14 protein-coding genes are annotated in these 15026 nt (G+C 72.9%); 5 read left to right on the forward strand and 9 right to left on the reverse strand.

Annotation, left to right across the window (positions count from 1 at the left end):
- Positions 1-76: 76 nt before the first annotated feature.
- The 3 genes from DAI20_RS02740 to DAI20_RS02750 are packed head-to-tail and all read right to left on the reverse strand — an operon-like array spanning position 77 to position 2070.
- Positions 77-292, reverse strand: coding sequence for a hypothetical protein (locus DAI20_RS02740; protein ID WP_108249027.1), 216 nt, complete (start codon positions 290-292; stop codon positions 77-79).
- Positions 293-304: 12 nt separating this feature from the next.
- The gene (locus tag DAI20_RS02745) at positions 305-1594 is read right to left on the reverse strand and encodes an adenylosuccinate synthase (RefSeq protein WP_108249028.1); all 1290 of its coding nucleotides are present in this window, start codon (positions 1592-1594) and stop codon (positions 305-307) included.
- Positions 1594-2070: a DUF3151 domain-containing protein gene (locus DAI20_RS02750; RefSeq protein WP_108249029.1), complete on the reverse strand. Its 477-nt coding sequence runs from the start codon at positions 2068-2070 to the stop codon at positions 1594-1596. The genes DAI20_RS02745 and DAI20_RS02750 overlap by 1 nt, the downstream gene beginning before the upstream one ends.
- A gap of 70 nt (positions 2071-2140) precedes the next feature.
- Between DAI20_RS02750 and DAI20_RS02755 the strand changes: the two genes are divergently transcribed.
- From DAI20_RS02755 to DAI20_RS02770, 3 genes are all read left to right on the forward strand, one after another.
- Positions 2141-2827 (forward strand): TetR/AcrR family transcriptional regulator, encoded by a 687-nt coding sequence (locus DAI20_RS02755; RefSeq protein WP_108249030.1) that lies wholly within the window; start codon positions 2141-2143, stop codon positions 2825-2827.
- Complete coding sequence (locus DAI20_RS02760) at positions 2824-3459, forward strand: hypothetical protein (protein ID WP_108249031.1); 636 nt, start codon at positions 2824-2826, stop codon at positions 3457-3459. The genes DAI20_RS02755 and DAI20_RS02760 overlap by 4 nt, the downstream gene beginning before the upstream one ends.
- 161 nt (positions 3460-3620) lie before the next feature.
- The gene (locus DAI20_RS02770; protein ID WP_306766452.1) at positions 3621-5510 is read left to right on the forward strand and encodes a YhgE/Pip family protein; all 1890 of its coding nucleotides are present in this window, start codon (positions 3621-3623) and stop codon (positions 5508-5510) included.
- A 35-nt stretch (positions 5511-5545) separates the two neighbouring features.
- On the opposite strand, the gene DAI20_RS02775 is transcribed toward DAI20_RS02770, so the two are convergent.
- The 5 genes from DAI20_RS02775 to cysK form a co-directional block, all read right to left on the reverse strand.
- Positions 5546-5914, reverse strand: coding sequence for a nuclear transport factor 2 family protein (locus tag DAI20_RS02775; RefSeq protein ID WP_108249032.1), 369 nt, complete (start codon positions 5912-5914; stop codon positions 5546-5548).
- Between the two features lie 31 nt (positions 5915-5945).
- The gene (locus DAI20_RS02780; RefSeq protein WP_108249695.1) at positions 5946-6620 is read right to left on the reverse strand and encodes a TrmH family RNA methyltransferase; all 675 of its coding nucleotides are present in this window, start codon (positions 6618-6620) and stop codon (positions 5946-5948) included.
- Positions 6621-6831: 211 nt separating this feature from the next.
- Complete coding sequence (locus DAI20_RS02785; RefSeq protein ID WP_108249033.1) at positions 6832-8097, reverse strand: hypothetical protein; 1266 nt, start codon at positions 8095-8097, stop codon at positions 6832-6834.
- 82 nt (positions 8098-8179) lie between these two features.
- Positions 8180-8740 (reverse strand): serine O-acetyltransferase EpsC, encoded by a 561-nt coding sequence (gene epsC / locus DAI20_RS02790; protein WP_108249034.1) that lies wholly within the window; start codon positions 8738-8740, stop codon positions 8180-8182.
- Complete coding sequence (gene cysK / locus DAI20_RS02795) at positions 8737-9681, reverse strand: cysteine synthase A (RefSeq protein WP_108249035.1); 945 nt, start codon at positions 9679-9681, stop codon at positions 8737-8739. The genes epsC and cysK overlap by 4 nt, the downstream gene beginning before the upstream one ends.
- 237 nt (positions 9682-9918) lie before the next feature.
- On the opposite strand from cysK, the gene DAI20_RS02800 reads away from it, so the two are divergent.
- Positions 9919-10884, forward strand: coding sequence for a quinone oxidoreductase family protein (locus DAI20_RS02800; RefSeq protein WP_108249036.1), 966 nt, complete (start codon positions 9919-9921; stop codon positions 10882-10884).
- 68 nt (positions 10885-10952) lie between these two features.
- Positions 10953-11813, forward strand: coding sequence for a DNA-methyltransferase (locus tag DAI20_RS02805; RefSeq protein ID WP_108249037.1), 861 nt, complete (start codon positions 10953-10955; stop codon positions 11811-11813).
- A gap of 75 nt (positions 11814-11888) precedes the next feature.
- On the opposite strand, the gene DAI20_RS02810 is transcribed toward DAI20_RS02805, so the two are convergent.
- Complete coding sequence (locus DAI20_RS02810; protein WP_159084885.1) at positions 11889-14918, reverse strand: S1 family peptidase; 3030 nt, start codon at positions 14916-14918, stop codon at positions 11889-11891.
- Positions 14919-15026: the final 108 nt, after the last annotated feature.

Below are 15026 nucleotides of genomic sequence, written 5' to 3' on the forward strand. Positions count from 1 at the left end.
ACCGGTCGGGTCGCTTCGACGAGCTCAGCGACCGTGGCGGGGCCTCAGACACCATAGAGACCCCGGCGACCGTGGGTCAGGTGATCGCGAGGCGGCGGAGCTCCGCCGTCGTCACGTAGCCGAAGCGATGCAGCGTGCGCCACGCATCGGCGAACTGCTCGGGCGTCATGTCGACCGCGACGCGCAGCTGCTCGCGGTTCGCCGTCGCCGCGTCGGCCCGGCTGAGAAAGCGCGCCAGGTCCTCGGCGTCCGTGCCGAGACGGCTGTCGTCCTGCCATCCGTCGCGGATCACCGTGCCGCCCCGCTAGCTCTCGAGCAGGTCGTGACGCTGAATGATGGCGTCGCGCCCGGGGCCGACGCCGATCGCCGAGATGCGCGCGCCGCTCATCTTCTCGACCGCGAGCACGTAGTCCTGTGCTGCCTGCGGCAGGTCGGAGAACTCGCGCGCGCCCGTGATGTCCTCGGTCCAGCCGGGGAACTCCTCGTAGATCGGCTTCGCGTGGTGGAAGTCGCTCTGCGAGCTGGGCACCTCGTCGAAGCGGCGCCCGTCGACGTCGTACGCGACGCAGACCGGGATCGTCTCGAGCCCGGTGAGCACGTCGAGCTTCGTGAGCACGAAGTCCGTCACGCCGTTGATGCGCGACGTGTAACGCGCGATCGGGGCGTCGTACCAGCCGGTGCGGCGGGGGCGACCCGTGGTCGTGCCGAACTCGAAGCCCGCCGCCCGCAGGAACTCGCCCGACTCGTCGTGCAACTCGGTCGGGAACGGACCGGCGCCGACGCGGGTCGTGTACGCCTTCACGACGGCGATGACGCGGTCGACGCGGGTGGGCCCGATGCCCGATCCGGTCACCGCACCGCCGGCCGTCGAGTTCGAGGACGTGACGAACGGGTAGGTGCCGTGGTCGACGTCGAGCATGGTGGCCTGGCCACCCTCGAAGAGCACGATCTTGCCCTCGTCCAGGGCCGTGTTCAGGTCGAGCGAGGTGTCGACGACCATCGGGCGCAGACGCTCGACGTAGGAGAGCAGGGTGTCGACGATCTCGTCCACCGTGATCGCGCGGCGGTTGTAGATCTTCACCAGCATGTGGTTCTTCGAGTAGAGCGCGGCCTCCACCTTCTGGCGGAGGATGTTCTCGTCGAACAGGTCCTGCATGCGGATGCCGACGCGGTTGATCTTGTCGGCGTAGGTCGGGCCGATGCCGCGGCCCGTCGTGCCGATCTGGCGCTTGCCGAGGAAGCGCTCCGTGACCCGGTCGAGCGTGCGGTGGTAGTGCGTGATGACGTGCGCGTTGGCCGAGATCTTCAGCCGGGACACGTCGACGCCGCGGGCCGTGAGCGCGTCGAGCTCGTCGAACAGCACCTCGATGTCGATGACGACGCCGTTCGCGATGACCGGCGTCACGCCCTCGCTGAGGATGCCGGAGGGCAGCAGGTGCAGGGCGTACTTCTGGTCGCCGATGACGACCGTGTGCCCGGCGTTGTTGCCGCCGTTGAACTTCACGACGTAGTCGATGCGGTCACCGAGGAGGTCGGTCGCCTTGCCCTTGCCCTCGTCGCCCCACTGGGCGCCGATCAGAACGATCGCCGGCATTACTCGTCTCCTCGGATCACGATGGCCTCGGTGGGCGGTGCCGCCTGCAGCGACTCCTGCTCGATCGCGGGAACCGCTGCGGGGTCCGAGTCGTCGAGGAAGCGCGTGAGCCGCTCGATCTCCTCGGTCTCGCCGATGGCCGCGGCGGCGCGGCGGAGGGCGTAGAGGGAGCGAAGGACGCCGCGGTTGGGCTCGTGGGCCCACGGGATCGGTCCCTGGCCGCGCCAGCCCGCCTTGCGGAGCGCATCGAGGCCGCGGTGATAGCCGACCCGCGCGTAGGCGTAGGACTCGACGTAGTTGCCCGACAGGCTGGCCGCGTCCGCGAGCAGCGCCCAGACGAGCGAGGAGGACGGGTGCGCCGCGGCGACGGATGCGAGATCCTCGCCGGACTTCACCGCTCGATCCAGGGCTTCCGTCACCGCCGGATCGGCGGGCAGACGGGTCTCGGGCACACCAAGCAGGTTGTCTCCAGTCACACTCGATCCTATCGCGAGCGGTCGGCCCGCCTAAGTTGCACTCGGTTGTGCAAGATCGTAGACTCGACGCGTGTCGAGCCCTGCCCCCGAACGCGCGCCGCGGAAGGATGCCGCCGAGAACCGCGCCGCCATCCTGCGCGCCGCCGCACAGCTGCTGAACTATGATCCGGACGCCTCCCTCGAGGCCATCGCGGCCGCCGCGGGCCTGTCCCGACGGGCGCTTTACGGCCACTTCGCAACCCGCGACGACCTCCTCCGGGAGCTCGTCGTGATCGGGGCCGCGCGCATCACGACGGCGCTCCCTGCGAGCACGGGCGGGGACAGCCGCCTGCAGCTCGCGATCATCGGCGCCCGGCTGTGGGACGAGGTCGAGCACGTCCGCGTCATGGCCCGGGTCGCAGTGCGCGGCCCGCTCGCCCCCGTGGTCGCCGACGCGCTCGAGCCACTGCGCCGCACGCTCCGCGAGGTGATCGAGCAGGGCGTCCGGGCGGGCGAGCTGCGACAGGACATCGACGCGCCAACCCTCGCCCGCCTCGTGGAGGGCGCGGCCCTCACCGTCCTCGACGAGGCCGCACGCGGCCCCCTCTCGCGGGAGCGCGGCCGGCAGCTCGTGGTGCTCGGTGCTCTCGGCATGTGCGGGCTCGACTGGCGGGAGGCGGACCGGATCCTCACCGCGCTGAACGCGTCCGCCCCGGATGCTGGTACCTCGATCGGATCGGGCACGGGCGACCCCGGCACGAGCGGGGCCGGGGCGTGATCGTCACCCTGGACGGCGTGCGGATCGGCAACGGCACCGCCGCGGAGCTCCCCGAGACGAGCCTCGCCTTCGGCGGCGGGACGCCGACGCTCGCCGTCGCCGAGACGGGCAGACGCCCCGTCGTGCTGTCGCTCGTCGCGGGCGGACGCATGCGCGTCGATGCGGGCCGGATCCTGATCGACGGCGAGCCCGCCCGCAGCGGGCCCCGCCGGGCGGTCGCCCTGGTCGACACCCCGACCGTCGGCGAGCCGTCGGACGACGTTCCCCTGCGCGCGGTCGTGCGCGAGGAGCTGGGCTTCGCCCGCCGCCGCGCGGGACGGCGCGCGGTGAACCGGGTGCTCGACGCCCACGGCCTTCTGCCGCTCGCGCGCTTCCCCTTCCGGGCCGTTCCGCCCACCGCGCGGCTGCGGCTGCTGACCGACCTCGCCGCCTCCCGCCCCGGCGTGCGGGCGCTCGTCGTCACCTCGCCGGAGCGTCACGGCGGCGCGCCGGAGGAGTGGTACGAGGTGCTGTGCGGCATCGCCGCCCGCGGCGTCGGCGTGCTCGTGGTCACGACCTCCGCCATTGCCGGGCTGCTCGCCGCGGAGAGCGCCGGACCACACACGGCGAACGACCTCGTCCCGCTCTTCTGACGCCGGCCGCGAGCGCCTCCGCCCGGCACTGCCTCCCCTCTCCCCCTATTCCTCTCCCCTCTCTTCTCTTCCTCTCCCTCTCCCCATCTCCCCTCTCCCTCTCCCCATCTCCCCTCTCCCTCTCCCTCTTCCTCTCCCTCATCTCGCCGAAAGCGTCTTCCGTGATCTTCCTGCTGCGCGCCGAGCTCCGGCGCCTCACCGCGACGACCATGTCGCGGCTCGCCCTCGTCGCGCTCATGTGCGTGCCGATCCTCTACGGCGGCCTGTACCTGTGGGCCAACCGGGATCCCTACGCGAACCTCGACAGAGTGCCGGCCGCCCTCGTCGTGGCCGACACCGGCGCGACCGTGGACGGCGAGCGGGTGACGCTCGGCCGAGACGTCGCCGACACCCTGCTGGAGGAGCACGACTTCGACTGGCGGACGGTCAGCGCGAGCCACGCGCGGACCGGGCTGCAGGGCGGCGAGTTCGCCTTCGCCGTCACGCTCCCCGCGGGCTTCTCCTCCGCCCTCGCGTCGGCTGCGACCCCGGACCCGACCAGGGCGCGCGTCGTGGTCTCGACGAGTGACACGAACGGCTACCTGGCCGGCACCATCGCGGAGCAGGCCGCGGGCCGCATCCGGGACGCCGTCGCCCGGCAGGTCGGCGAGAAGGCGGCGAACGCGCTGCTGGTGGGCCTCTCAGACGTGCGAGACAGCCTCGGCACCGCGGTGACCGGCGCGGACCAGCTCGCCACCGCCGCGACGTCGGCCGCCACCGGCGGAAGCGACCTGGCCTCGGGCACGGCGCAGGTCGCGGCCGGTGCCGCGTCCCTGTCGGACGGACTCGACACCCTGCGGGACAGCACCGCCACCTTGACGGACTCGACGGCGCGTCTCGCGTCGGGCGCCCGGGAGGTGGCGAACGGCAACGCCGTGCTCGCCGAGCGCGGTGACAAGGCCGCCACCACCGCCCAGGACGCCGCGGACCATGTGCCGGCCATCCGCGCCGAGATCGCCGAGAGGCTGGCGGAGACCGACCTGTCCGCCGACGAGCAGCAGGCGCTGCTCGCCCAGCTCGACCGCATCGGCTCCCGCGTCGACACGGCGAATACGGCGGCCCAGAACCTGAGCGGACAGCTCGACGCCCTCGCTACGGGCAGCGCCCAGGTGGCATCGGGCGCCGATCGGCTGGCCGCGTCTGCCCCCGCCCTCACCGCCGGCATCGGCACGGCCGCGGAGGGCGCGTCCGACCTGGCCGGTGGCGCCGACGCCGCGTCGGCCGGCGCGGGCACCCTCTCGGACGGCCTCGGGCAACTCCGCGACGGCTCCACAGCGCTGCGCGACGGTCTCGCCTCCGGGCTGAACCAGATCCCGGCGAGCGACGCGGACAGCCGGAGCACCGAGGCCGCCGCGATCGCCGACCCGCTCGGCGTCAGCGAGGATGCGCTCACCTCCGCGGGCACCTACGGGGCCGGCCTCGCGCCCTTCTTCCTGAGCCTTGCGGCGTGGATCGGCATGTACGCGCTCTTCCTCATCGTGCGGCCCCTCTCCCGCCGGGCGATGACCGCGGGCGCGCGACCGTGGCGGACCGCCGCCGCGGGCTGGCTGCTCCCCGTGCTCCTCGGCCTGTTGCAGATGGTGGCGCTCTACACCGTCGTCACGGTCCTGCTCGGCTTCCCCGTGGCGAATCCGCTCGGCACGTTCGCCTTCCTCGCGCTCGTCTCCGCGACGTTCGCGGCCATCCTGCTCGCGCTGAACGCCGTGCTGGGCAACGTGGGCCAGTTCCTCGGCCTCGTGCTCATGGTCGTGCAGCTGGTGAGCGCGGGCGGCACCTTCCCCTGGCAGACCCTGCCGGGCCCGCTCGCCGCGCTGCATTCGGCGCTGCCCATGAGCTACGCGGTCGACGGGCTGCGGCAGCTCATGTACGGCGGGCGCGAGGCCGCGGCGCTCGCGGACGCCGGCTACCTCGCCCTCTGGCTGCTCGGCGGCCTCGCCCTGACGCTCGCGGCCGCCGCGCGGCAGACGCACCACCGCGTCCTGCGCGACCTGCAGCCCTCGCTCATCGGCTAGCCCGGGCGAGCACGGTCCGCTCGGCGGGCCGGCTGCTACACCGGGGTCTGCTGGTGGGCGGCGATGGCCCAGCCGCCGTCCTGGCGAACGTAGGTCGTGCTCATCCGGATGTCGTGGGCGGTGCCACCCCGTCGCGCCAGCGCGCGGTAGAAGAGGATTCCGCCGCCCCCGGGCAGCCGAACGACGCGCGGGTCGTGGATCTCGTAGGAGTCCCACGGCGGCACGCCCTCGAGCGAGGCGAGGATCGTGCCGCGATCGAGCACCCGCCCCGGCACGAGCATCACGGCGTCCCGCGTCATCACGCGGTAGTAGTACTCCCCGCCGCGGCCCTCGCAGAGGGCGCGCCACCCGGCATGCTCCTCGTGCAGCAGGCGGGCGGGCAGATCGTCCGTGATCTCAGTCATGCCCCCACCCCATCGGATGCGCCGCCGCGCGTCAAGCGGACGGGGTGCCGCCCGCCCGCGGGGCCTGACCGGCGCCCGGTCGGGTGCCCCCGACGACGCCTTGCCCGGCATCGAAGTCGTGGTGCTCGCGCACCCACGCGTGCATGGTCACGGCGGCCGCCGCGGACGCGTTGATGGAGCGGGTCGAGCCAAACTGGCTGATCTCCACGACCGTCTCGGCGGCGACGAGGGCCTCGGGGCTCAGTCCGGGGCCCTCCTGGCCGAACAGCAGCAGGCACTCGCGCGGGAACGAGTAGGTCTCGAGCAGCACCGCGCCGGGGACGTTGTCCACCGCGATGATCGGCAGTCCCGCCTCCCCCGCCCACGCGACGAGCGCCGCGATGTCGGGGTGGTGCAGTACGTGCTGGTACCGGTCGGTGACCATGGCGCCGCGCTTGTTCCAGCGCTTGCGCCCGACGATGTGCACGGTGTCGGCGGCGAACGCGTTCGCGCTCCTAACGATGGAGCCGATGTTCATGTCGTGCTGCCAGTTCTCGATGGCGACGTGGAACGGGTGCCGGTGCTGGTCGAGGTCGGCGACGATCGCATCCATGCGCCAGTAGCGGTAGCGGTCGATGACGTTCCGGGAGTCGCCCCGCTCGAGCAGCTCGCGGTCGTAGTGGTCGCCCTCGGGCCACGCGTCCGGCCCGCCCGGCCACGGGCCCACGCCCTGCGTCGACTGCTCGACGCTGCCCTCGGGTCGCCGGCCCTCGGTACGGGCGTCGTTCGGGTCGTCGGGGTTGCTGCCGTCGACGTGGCTGTCGTGGGCGTGGCTGTCGTCGGCGTGGTTGTCGTCGTGCGGGGGGCTGTCGGTCGGGTGCACGCCCGCAAGGCTATCGACAGCGGATGCGCCGCCCGTCCGAGCCAGCCGCGCCGGGTCAGCCGGCGGTGTCGTGGTCGAGCGGGGCCGAACGGATCTGGATCTCACCCTCCGGCGTCCAGGTGAGGTCGGTGATCGCCGCCGCGGCGACGCCCGTCGCGGGCTCCGGCATCGTCGTGCCGTCGGCCGAGAGCATGAGGGTGATCCCGGCGTAGCCGAAGGAGTCCCTCGCCACGCACGTGCCCGACGCGGCCTCGCCCTCCCGCACGAACATGCAGACCTGGCCGCGGTCGAGGAACCCCCACACCCGCAGGGGACCGTTCGTGTACAGGATGCGCGCCGTCGCGGCCGGAGAGTCGAGGAAGAACTGCGGCGGAAGCGCGTCCTCCGCCGTCGCGTCCCGGTTGAACACCTCGAGCGCGGGCGGGGAGGCCTGCGACGGGGTGTCGTCCCAGGAGGGCGCGTCGACGATGCTCCGGGAGGCGGGCGTGCTCGTGAGGCTCGGGCGTGCCGCTCCGTTGAGCGTCGCCCAGGTGACCCCGGCCCCGGCGAGCACGCCGACGAGCGCCAGGGTCGCGGTCGCGGCCACCGGCCGCCGGAGCAGCACCGACCGCAGGACGGCGGCGCCGCGGGGAACGTCGGCGACGGTCTCGTCCTCCGGCGCGCCTGCCGCGTCGGACTCGCGGGCGTCGGCGTCGTCGCCGGTCGAGTCTCCGGAGTCCTTGCGGGCGGGGTCGGCGGGCGGTCGGCGGTCGAACCGGCCCGACGCCCACCGGGTGGCGCGCCCACGCCGCTCCACCGGCCCGGAGGCGGCCGCACCCATGCTGACGCCGAACCCGGTCGGGGAGGCCGCCGCCGCTGCGTCCTCCTGCCCGGTCGCGTCCTCGGCGAACGCGTCGATCCCCCTGCCGATCCCCCTGCCGATGCCCCTGTCGGTCGCCGCGTCGGTCCTCCCGCCGGCGACCGCGGCGAGCGCCGCGCGCAGATCGGCCCGGTCGCGCTCCAGTCCCGCCTCGCATTCGAGCGCGAGGGCCTCCGCCCGGCGCACGCGGCCGGTTCCTCCGGAGGGCAGCGCCGCATCCACCCACTCGGACTCCTGACCCTCGCGGGAGAACGCCGCGGAGCGGAGGCGGCGCAGTTCGAGGGCGGGATCGGGCGCGCCCGAGGGCGACGTCGTGCCGGGGTGCGCGGCCCACCAGAGCGCGTCGCGGAGGTCGTGCCTGCCCCGGTATGCCCGTTCGGCGCGCGTACCGGCCTCCGGGTCGCGCTCGATGCGCGCGAGGAGATCGGCCGCCGCGCGGCGATCCCCGGCACTCCCGCTCACGAGGCCTCCGTCCGCCTAGGCCGTCAGCCTAGCCCCGGCGGTTCCAGCGGCACAGGGCCACGGGAACAGCGTTCCCGGAGTTTCAGATGTAGAGCGCGGGATCCGTGTGCGGGTCCGGGCGTCGCGGGGCGGACGAGCGCGCGTCCCTCGCGGGGATGCCGGTCAGCACCGAGCGTGCCGGGGCGTCCCGCACGACCACGGCGTTGGCGCCCACCACGCTGTCGTCGCCGATCGTGATGGGGCCCAGCACCTTCGCGCCCGCCCCGAGCACGACCCGGTCGCCGATCGTGGGGTGCCGCTTGCCCGCGGTGCGGCTCTTCCCGCCGAGGGTCACGCCGTGGTAGATCACGACGTCGTTGCCCACGACGGCGGTCTCGCCGATGACGACCCCCATGCCGTGGTCGATGAAGATGCGGCGGCCGAGGCGCGCGCCGGGGTGGATCTCCACCCCGGTGAGGGCCCTCGCCAGCTGGGACAGGGCGCGGGCCGGCAGGCGCGCACCCCTCCGCCACAGCGCGGCTGCCACCCGGTGCGCCCACACCGCGTGCATGCCGGAGTACAGGAGGACGATCTCCGCACCGCTCCGGGCGGCCGGATCGTGCGCCCGCGCCGCGGCGACGTCCTCCGCGAAGTGCGGGATCACGCCCCGTCGCGCAGGTCGTCGTACAGCACGGTGGAGACGTAGCGCTCGCCGAAGTCGCAGACGATGGCGACGATCGTCTTGCCCGCGTTCTCCGGGCGCCTCGCGACCTCGAGCGCGGCCCACATGATGGCGCCGGACGAGATGCCGCCCAGGATGCCCTCCTGGCTGGCGAGGTCGCGGGCCGTGCGCACGGAGTCCTCGAGCGTGACGTCGATGACCTCGTCGTAGACGGTCGTGTCGAGGAGCTCGGGCACGAAGTTCGCGCCGATCCCCTGGATCTTGTGCGGGCCCGGCTTCCCGCCGTTCAGGATCGGCGAGTCCTTCGGCTCGACCGCGATGATCTGCACGCCCGGCTTGCGCTCCTTGAGCACCTGCCCGACGCCGGTGATCGTGCCACCCGTCCCGACCCCCGCGATGAAGATGTCGACGCCGCCGTCGGTGTCCTCCCAGATCTCCTCCGCCGTCGTGGCCCGGTGGATCGCGGGGTTGGCGGCGTTCTCGAACTGCTTGGCCCAGATGGAGTTCGGGGTGTTCGCCACGATCTCCTTGGCTCGCTCCACGGCCCCGCGCATGCCCTCGGGCCCGGGCGTGAGCACGATCTCGGCGCCGTACGCGCGCAGCAGTACGCGGCGCTCGACGCTCATGGTCTCCGGCATGGTCATGACGACCCGGTAGCCGCGCGCCGCGCCCACGAGGGCGAGCGCGATGCCGGTGTTGCCGCTCGTGCCCTCCACGATGGTGCCGCCCGGCTTCAGCGCTCCCGCCTTCTCGGCCGCGTCGATGATCGCAACGCCGATGCGGTCCTTCACGCTGTTGCCGGGGTTGTAGAACTCCAGCTTCGCGAGCACCGTTGCGCCCGCGTCTCCCGGAAGGCGGTTCAGCCGCACCAGCGGCGTGCGCCCGACGACTTCGGTGATGTCGGAGTAGATGCGACCCGTCATTGACTTCCCTGTTCTCTCGAGGTCCGGCTACGCGAGGGCGACCGTGCGGGCGCCGACGCGGAGGTTGTCCCGGCGCTGACCACCCCCGGAATCGGCACCGCGGCCGAGCCTAGCAAGCGCACATCGGCGGGGCCCCGGGCCTGTCTAGGCTGGGGAATGCCGCGCTCGGACGCCGCCGCTGATTGTGCGGCCGGTGATCGACGGACCGGCGACGCGACACGACGAAGAGGAGCGCACATGCCCAAGGCCATACTCGCGGACCAGCCCGGCGGACCCGAGGTCCTCCGCCTCCGGGACGTCGAGCGTCCCGTGCCCGGCTCGGGCGAGCTGCTGATCCAGGTGACGGGCATCGGCGTGAACTTCATCGACACCTATCGGCGCAGCGGCGTCTACCCCGTGCCGTTCCCCTTCACCCCGGGCGAGGAGGCTGCCGGCCGGATCGTGGAGATCGGGCCGGACGTCACCGGCTTCGCCATCGGCGACCGGGTGGCCACGGCCGAGGGGTCGAGGGCCTACGCGGAGTTCGCGATTGTTCCGGCCGCGAAGGCCCTGCGGGTGCCGGCTGGCGTCGACGACGAGACGGCCGCGGCCATCCCGTTGCAGGGCATGACGGCCCACTACCTCAGCACGTCGGTGTACCCGGCGAAGCAGGGCGAGTGGGCGCTCGTGCACGCCGGCGCAGGCGGGACGGGCCTGCTGCTCACGCAGATGCTGAAGAACCGGGGCGTCTCGGTGATCACCACGGTGTCGACCGATGAGAAGGCGCAGCTCTCGCGCACGGCGGGGGCCGACGAGGTGATCGGCTACGAGCGCTTCCCGGACCGGGTCCGGGAGATCACGGGCGGCCGGGGCGTCGACGTCGTCTACGACGGGGTGGGCAAGGCCACGTTCGAGGGTTCCCTCGCGAGCCTCCGCGTCCGCGGCTTCCTCGCCCTCTTCGGCGGAGCCTCGGGCCAGGTTCCCCCGTTCGACCTGCAGCGGCTCAACTCCGGCGGATCCCTCGTCGTGACGCGGCCGACGCTCGCGCACTTCCTGCTCAGCACGGAGGAGCGGCGCTGGCGGGCGACCGAGGTGTTCGACGCGGTGAGCGCCGGACGGCTGAAGATGCACATCGGCGAGGTGTACTCGCTCGCGCACGCGGACCGCGCGCACGCCGACCTCGAGGGCCGGGCGACGACGGGGAAGCTGATCCTGCAGCCCTGACCGCGGTGCGTGCCGGCCCTGGCGGGCCCTGGCCCGCGTCCGGCCGGGCGGCTGTTAATCTCGGGGGCGTGCGCGACATCGACTGGACCGAGGACGGCGACGACCTCGTCGTGCACGGCGACAACCTGGAGGCGCTGGCCCACCTCCCGGACGGTGCCTTCCGGCTGATCTACCTCGACCCGCCGTTCAACACGGGGCGCAGCCAGACCCGGCAGAGCATCACGACCGCGCGCGTCGCGGCGGGGGCTGCGGGCGACCGCGTGGGCTTCAAGGGGCAGAACTACGAGACGACCAAGGGCCTGCTCTATTCGTACAGCGACAGCTTCGCTGACTACTGGTCGTTCCTGGAGCCGCGCCTCGTCGAGGCGTGGCGGCTGCTGGACGAGACGGGCACGCTCTACCTGCACCTCGACTACCGCGAGGTGCACTACGCCAAGGTCGTGCTCGACGCGCTCTTCGGCCGGGACTGCTTCCTCAACGAGATCGTCTGGGCCTACGACTACGGCGCGCGGACGAAGCGCAAGTGGCCGGCCAAGCACGACAACATCCTGGTCTACGTGAAGGATCCGTCCCGGTACTTCTTCGACTCGGCCGGCGTCGACCGCGAGCCCTACATGGCGCCGGGACTAGTGACGCCGGAGAAGGCCGCGCTCGGCAAGCTTCCGACGGACGTGTGGTGGCACACGATCGTCTCGCCCACGGGCCGGGAGAAGACCGGCTACGCCACCCAGAAGCCTGAGGGCATCCTTCGGCGCATCGTGCAGGCGTCGAGCGAGCCCGGGGACTGGGTGCTCGACGCCTTCGCGGGCAGCGGCACGACCGGCGCCGTCGCACACGCGCTCGGGCGCCGATTCGTGCTCGTGGACGAGAACCCGCAGGCCATCGAGGTCATGCGCTCCCGCCTCGGGGATGCCGCGCGCTACGTCTGAGCACCGGGGAGCCGGTACTGGGGGACGAGGCGCGCGGCATCCGCCCGGCGGGCGGGGCAGGCGGCGCGGGGACCGCTAGGCCGTCGGCAGCTTCGCCAACACCGGGGAGCTGAGCGGCACGAAGGCCGGCAGCACGCCCCCGTTGCGCGAGTAGATGTCGGCCATCGTCGCCATGTAGGCCTTCCTGCCGTCGGCGACGTTGTACACGGCTCCCGTCGCGGGGTTGCGCACGAACAGCGCGTTCCCGACGGGCTCCGCCGACTCCCGGAACGCGCCGCAGGTGCGGCCGTCGAGGGCGGTGGGGCGCAGTCCGAACGTCGATCCCGATGACAGGGTCCACAGGCTTCCGCCGCCGCCCAGGTAGGTCGAGGAGCGGCAGGTCACCGCGAGCGTGAGGTTCGCGGGCGCCGACGTGTACGCGCCGAGCACCGAGCCCGGCACCGTCGTGTAGCCGATCGCGCCGAACTCCGCGGCGAGGTCGAACGAGTCGATGGGGACCTTGCGGTTCAGCCCGTCGACCATGTAGACCACCGGGCTCGCCGCGGTCTTCACCAGGCGCCCCGGGCCGAGGAGCTCCCGGCCGGTGGGGATGCGGTTCAGGCTGTCCTGGCTGAGCGACACGAAGGGCGGCACCCATCCGTTCGCGAAGGCGGTGACGGCGCCCATGGTCGTCAGCGGGCTCTTCTTGCCGTTCTGCACGTAGAAGATCGCGCCCGACGCCGACCGCAGGAACGGCTCGCCGGAGATGGATTCGCCGGGGGGCACGTACTGGTCGAGCACGTTACAGGTGTCGCGGCTCAACGGCGTGGACGGCAGGCCCGCCGCCCCGTGCCGGAGATAGTGGAGCCGACCCCCGCCCGCCATGTACGTGCGGCCGCAGTCGACCGCCGGGGTGAGTGGGGAGGGCGCCGTCTTGTAGGCGTTCAGCGTCGCCTCCGACACCGTCGCGAATCCGCTCACGCCGAACTCCGCGGCCGTGTCGAAGCTCGCGAGAGGCACCTTCCTGGTCAGTCCGTCGATGAAGTAGACGGTGGGGCTGCTGGCGCTCTTGGCCAACGTGGCGGGGGTGAGGATCTCCCTCCCCTTGCGGATGGTGGCAAGCGCCCCCTCCGACAGCGGCACGTACGTGGGCTCGCCATTCGCGATCGTGTACACGCCGACCATGCTGACCACGGGGTGCCGGACGCCCTCGTCGAGGAAGTAGATGGCCCCGGTGGCGGGAGAGCGCAGGAGGACACGTCTGTTCAGGTGCTGGGAGGCGAACCGGAAGGTGTCACAGGTCGCGGGGTCGAGCGCGGTGACCGGCAGGCCGGAAGCGGACTCCGAGCCGAACCGTTCCGCCGGTGGCCAGAGCTTTCCGCTGCCCGCGAGGTGCTCCTGGCCGCGGCACAGGACCGCGATGCCGAGGGTCGCCGACGTGTCGATCGTGTAGGCGGTGATGTCCTTCGCGGTCACGTCCACGATGGGCCGGGCGGAGAACTCCGCGACGAGAGCAGCGGACGGAACCCGGATCATCCGGCTCGCGCCGTCGAGGAGGTAAAGGGCTCCGCCGGGCACGCGCACGACGTCGCCGATCGTGGGCACCTGGGGCACCTGGAAGGACTGGTCGTTGCTCCGCGAACGCGACCAGCTGCCCCATCCGGCGACGACCGAATAGCTGTGCCACCCGGCCCGAAGCGCGGGGAAGGACATGCTCCAGGTGCCCGACGACGCGTCCAGCGTCGCCGCGGGAACGGTCATGTCGTCGATGTACACGCGGACGCGGCTCTCCTTGGACGCGAGGGCAAGGGTGCCGCTGATCGAGCCGCCCTTCAGCGACGAGCCCGTGTCGAAGCCGGTCACGACCGGCGTCGCCACCGCGATCGCGGGCTCCCAGGTCGCGCCGTACTTCGCCTGGACGCTGGCGCCGCCCGCGGCGGACACCATCGGGAACAGCACGGAGAAGTGCGCGGGGTCGCCGCAGGGCACGGTGGTGGCCCCGGACACGATGCCGACCGCGACGGGGCCGGTGACGGCGGCGCCGCCGCTGTCCCCGGGCTGCACGCACGCGTCCGTCACGATGGCGTTCACGTCGGCGCCGGAGACCTTGACGGTCTGGTCGACCGCGAGCACGTTGCCGCAGGACCAGCCCGTGCTGCTGCCCGACTTGCACAGGACGCTACCCGCGATGGCGGCGCTCTGACCGACGACGGGAAGCGGCGTCGTCGCAAGCGGCTCCCCCGCGCCGCCGCCCCAGGTCAGCACCCCGGGCCGCGGGGAGAAGGTCGGGTCGTCCGAGGTGATGAGGCCGCTGTCGTACCCGCCGCCGTACGCGCCGGATCCGGAGACGGGAAGGCCGAAGTCCCAGCTCCGCTGCCCGGGGTCACCCGCCCGGCGCTGAAAGAGCTCGGCCACCCGACCGGAGATTCCCGTCATCGCGGCGAGGCAGTGTCCCGCCGTGACGAAGCGGTCCTGCCCGCTCGACACCTGGTAGCCGGTGAAGCCGACCGAGCACTGACCGGCGGTGCCGTCCTTGTTCTTCCAGGTGTAGCCCTGCCCACCGTAGAGGTCGGTGGCGGCCGAGAAGTCGATCGACGAGAAGTCGCGGGTGTCCGGCTCGCCCACCTCGGCGACGGCGCCGGTGGCGGCGACCACCTTGGCGTCGGCGGCGGACTCGACCGAGACGGTGAGGACGGTACCCTCGAGCCGGGAACCGAGCACATCGATGCCGCGGTCCTTGAGCGCGTCAACGACCTGCACGGCGTCGGCCGCCGCGTCCGCGGTCGCGAGGTACTCCGCGCCGCTCTTGCCGAGGTCACGGCTCGCCGCCTCGACGAGGCCCGCGGGCAGCTCGGCCGCCGCCTGCGCGTAGTCGGCCGCCGCGTACTCCTCCATCCGCGGCTGCGGGACCTCGGCGGCGGCGGGCGCCGCGGGGTCCGGCACCGGGATGCTCGGCGCTGCGGGCGCTACGGCGCTCGGAGCCGCCGCGGTCGGCACTGATGCGGCGATGGGATCGCCCGCGGTGGCCGACGCGGGGACGGACCCCGCAAAGAAGGTGGAGGCCGTCACGGCGAGCGAGACGGCTATGGACACCGCCCGCGAGGCGGCGGGTTTCCTCGAGATCATGCTGCACTCCTGCGCGGAGGCGCGGTCGTGCCCGGTGCCGCGCACCGAAGCCCTCCACGACGCGTGGTGGTCCCCCGTTCGGATAGTAGGGGCGAGCACCCCGATCAG

It is taken from the genome of Planctomonas deserti (assembly GCF_003067705.1).
GTDB lineage: Bacteria > Actinomycetota > Actinomycetes > Actinomycetales > Microbacteriaceae > Planctomonas > Planctomonas deserti.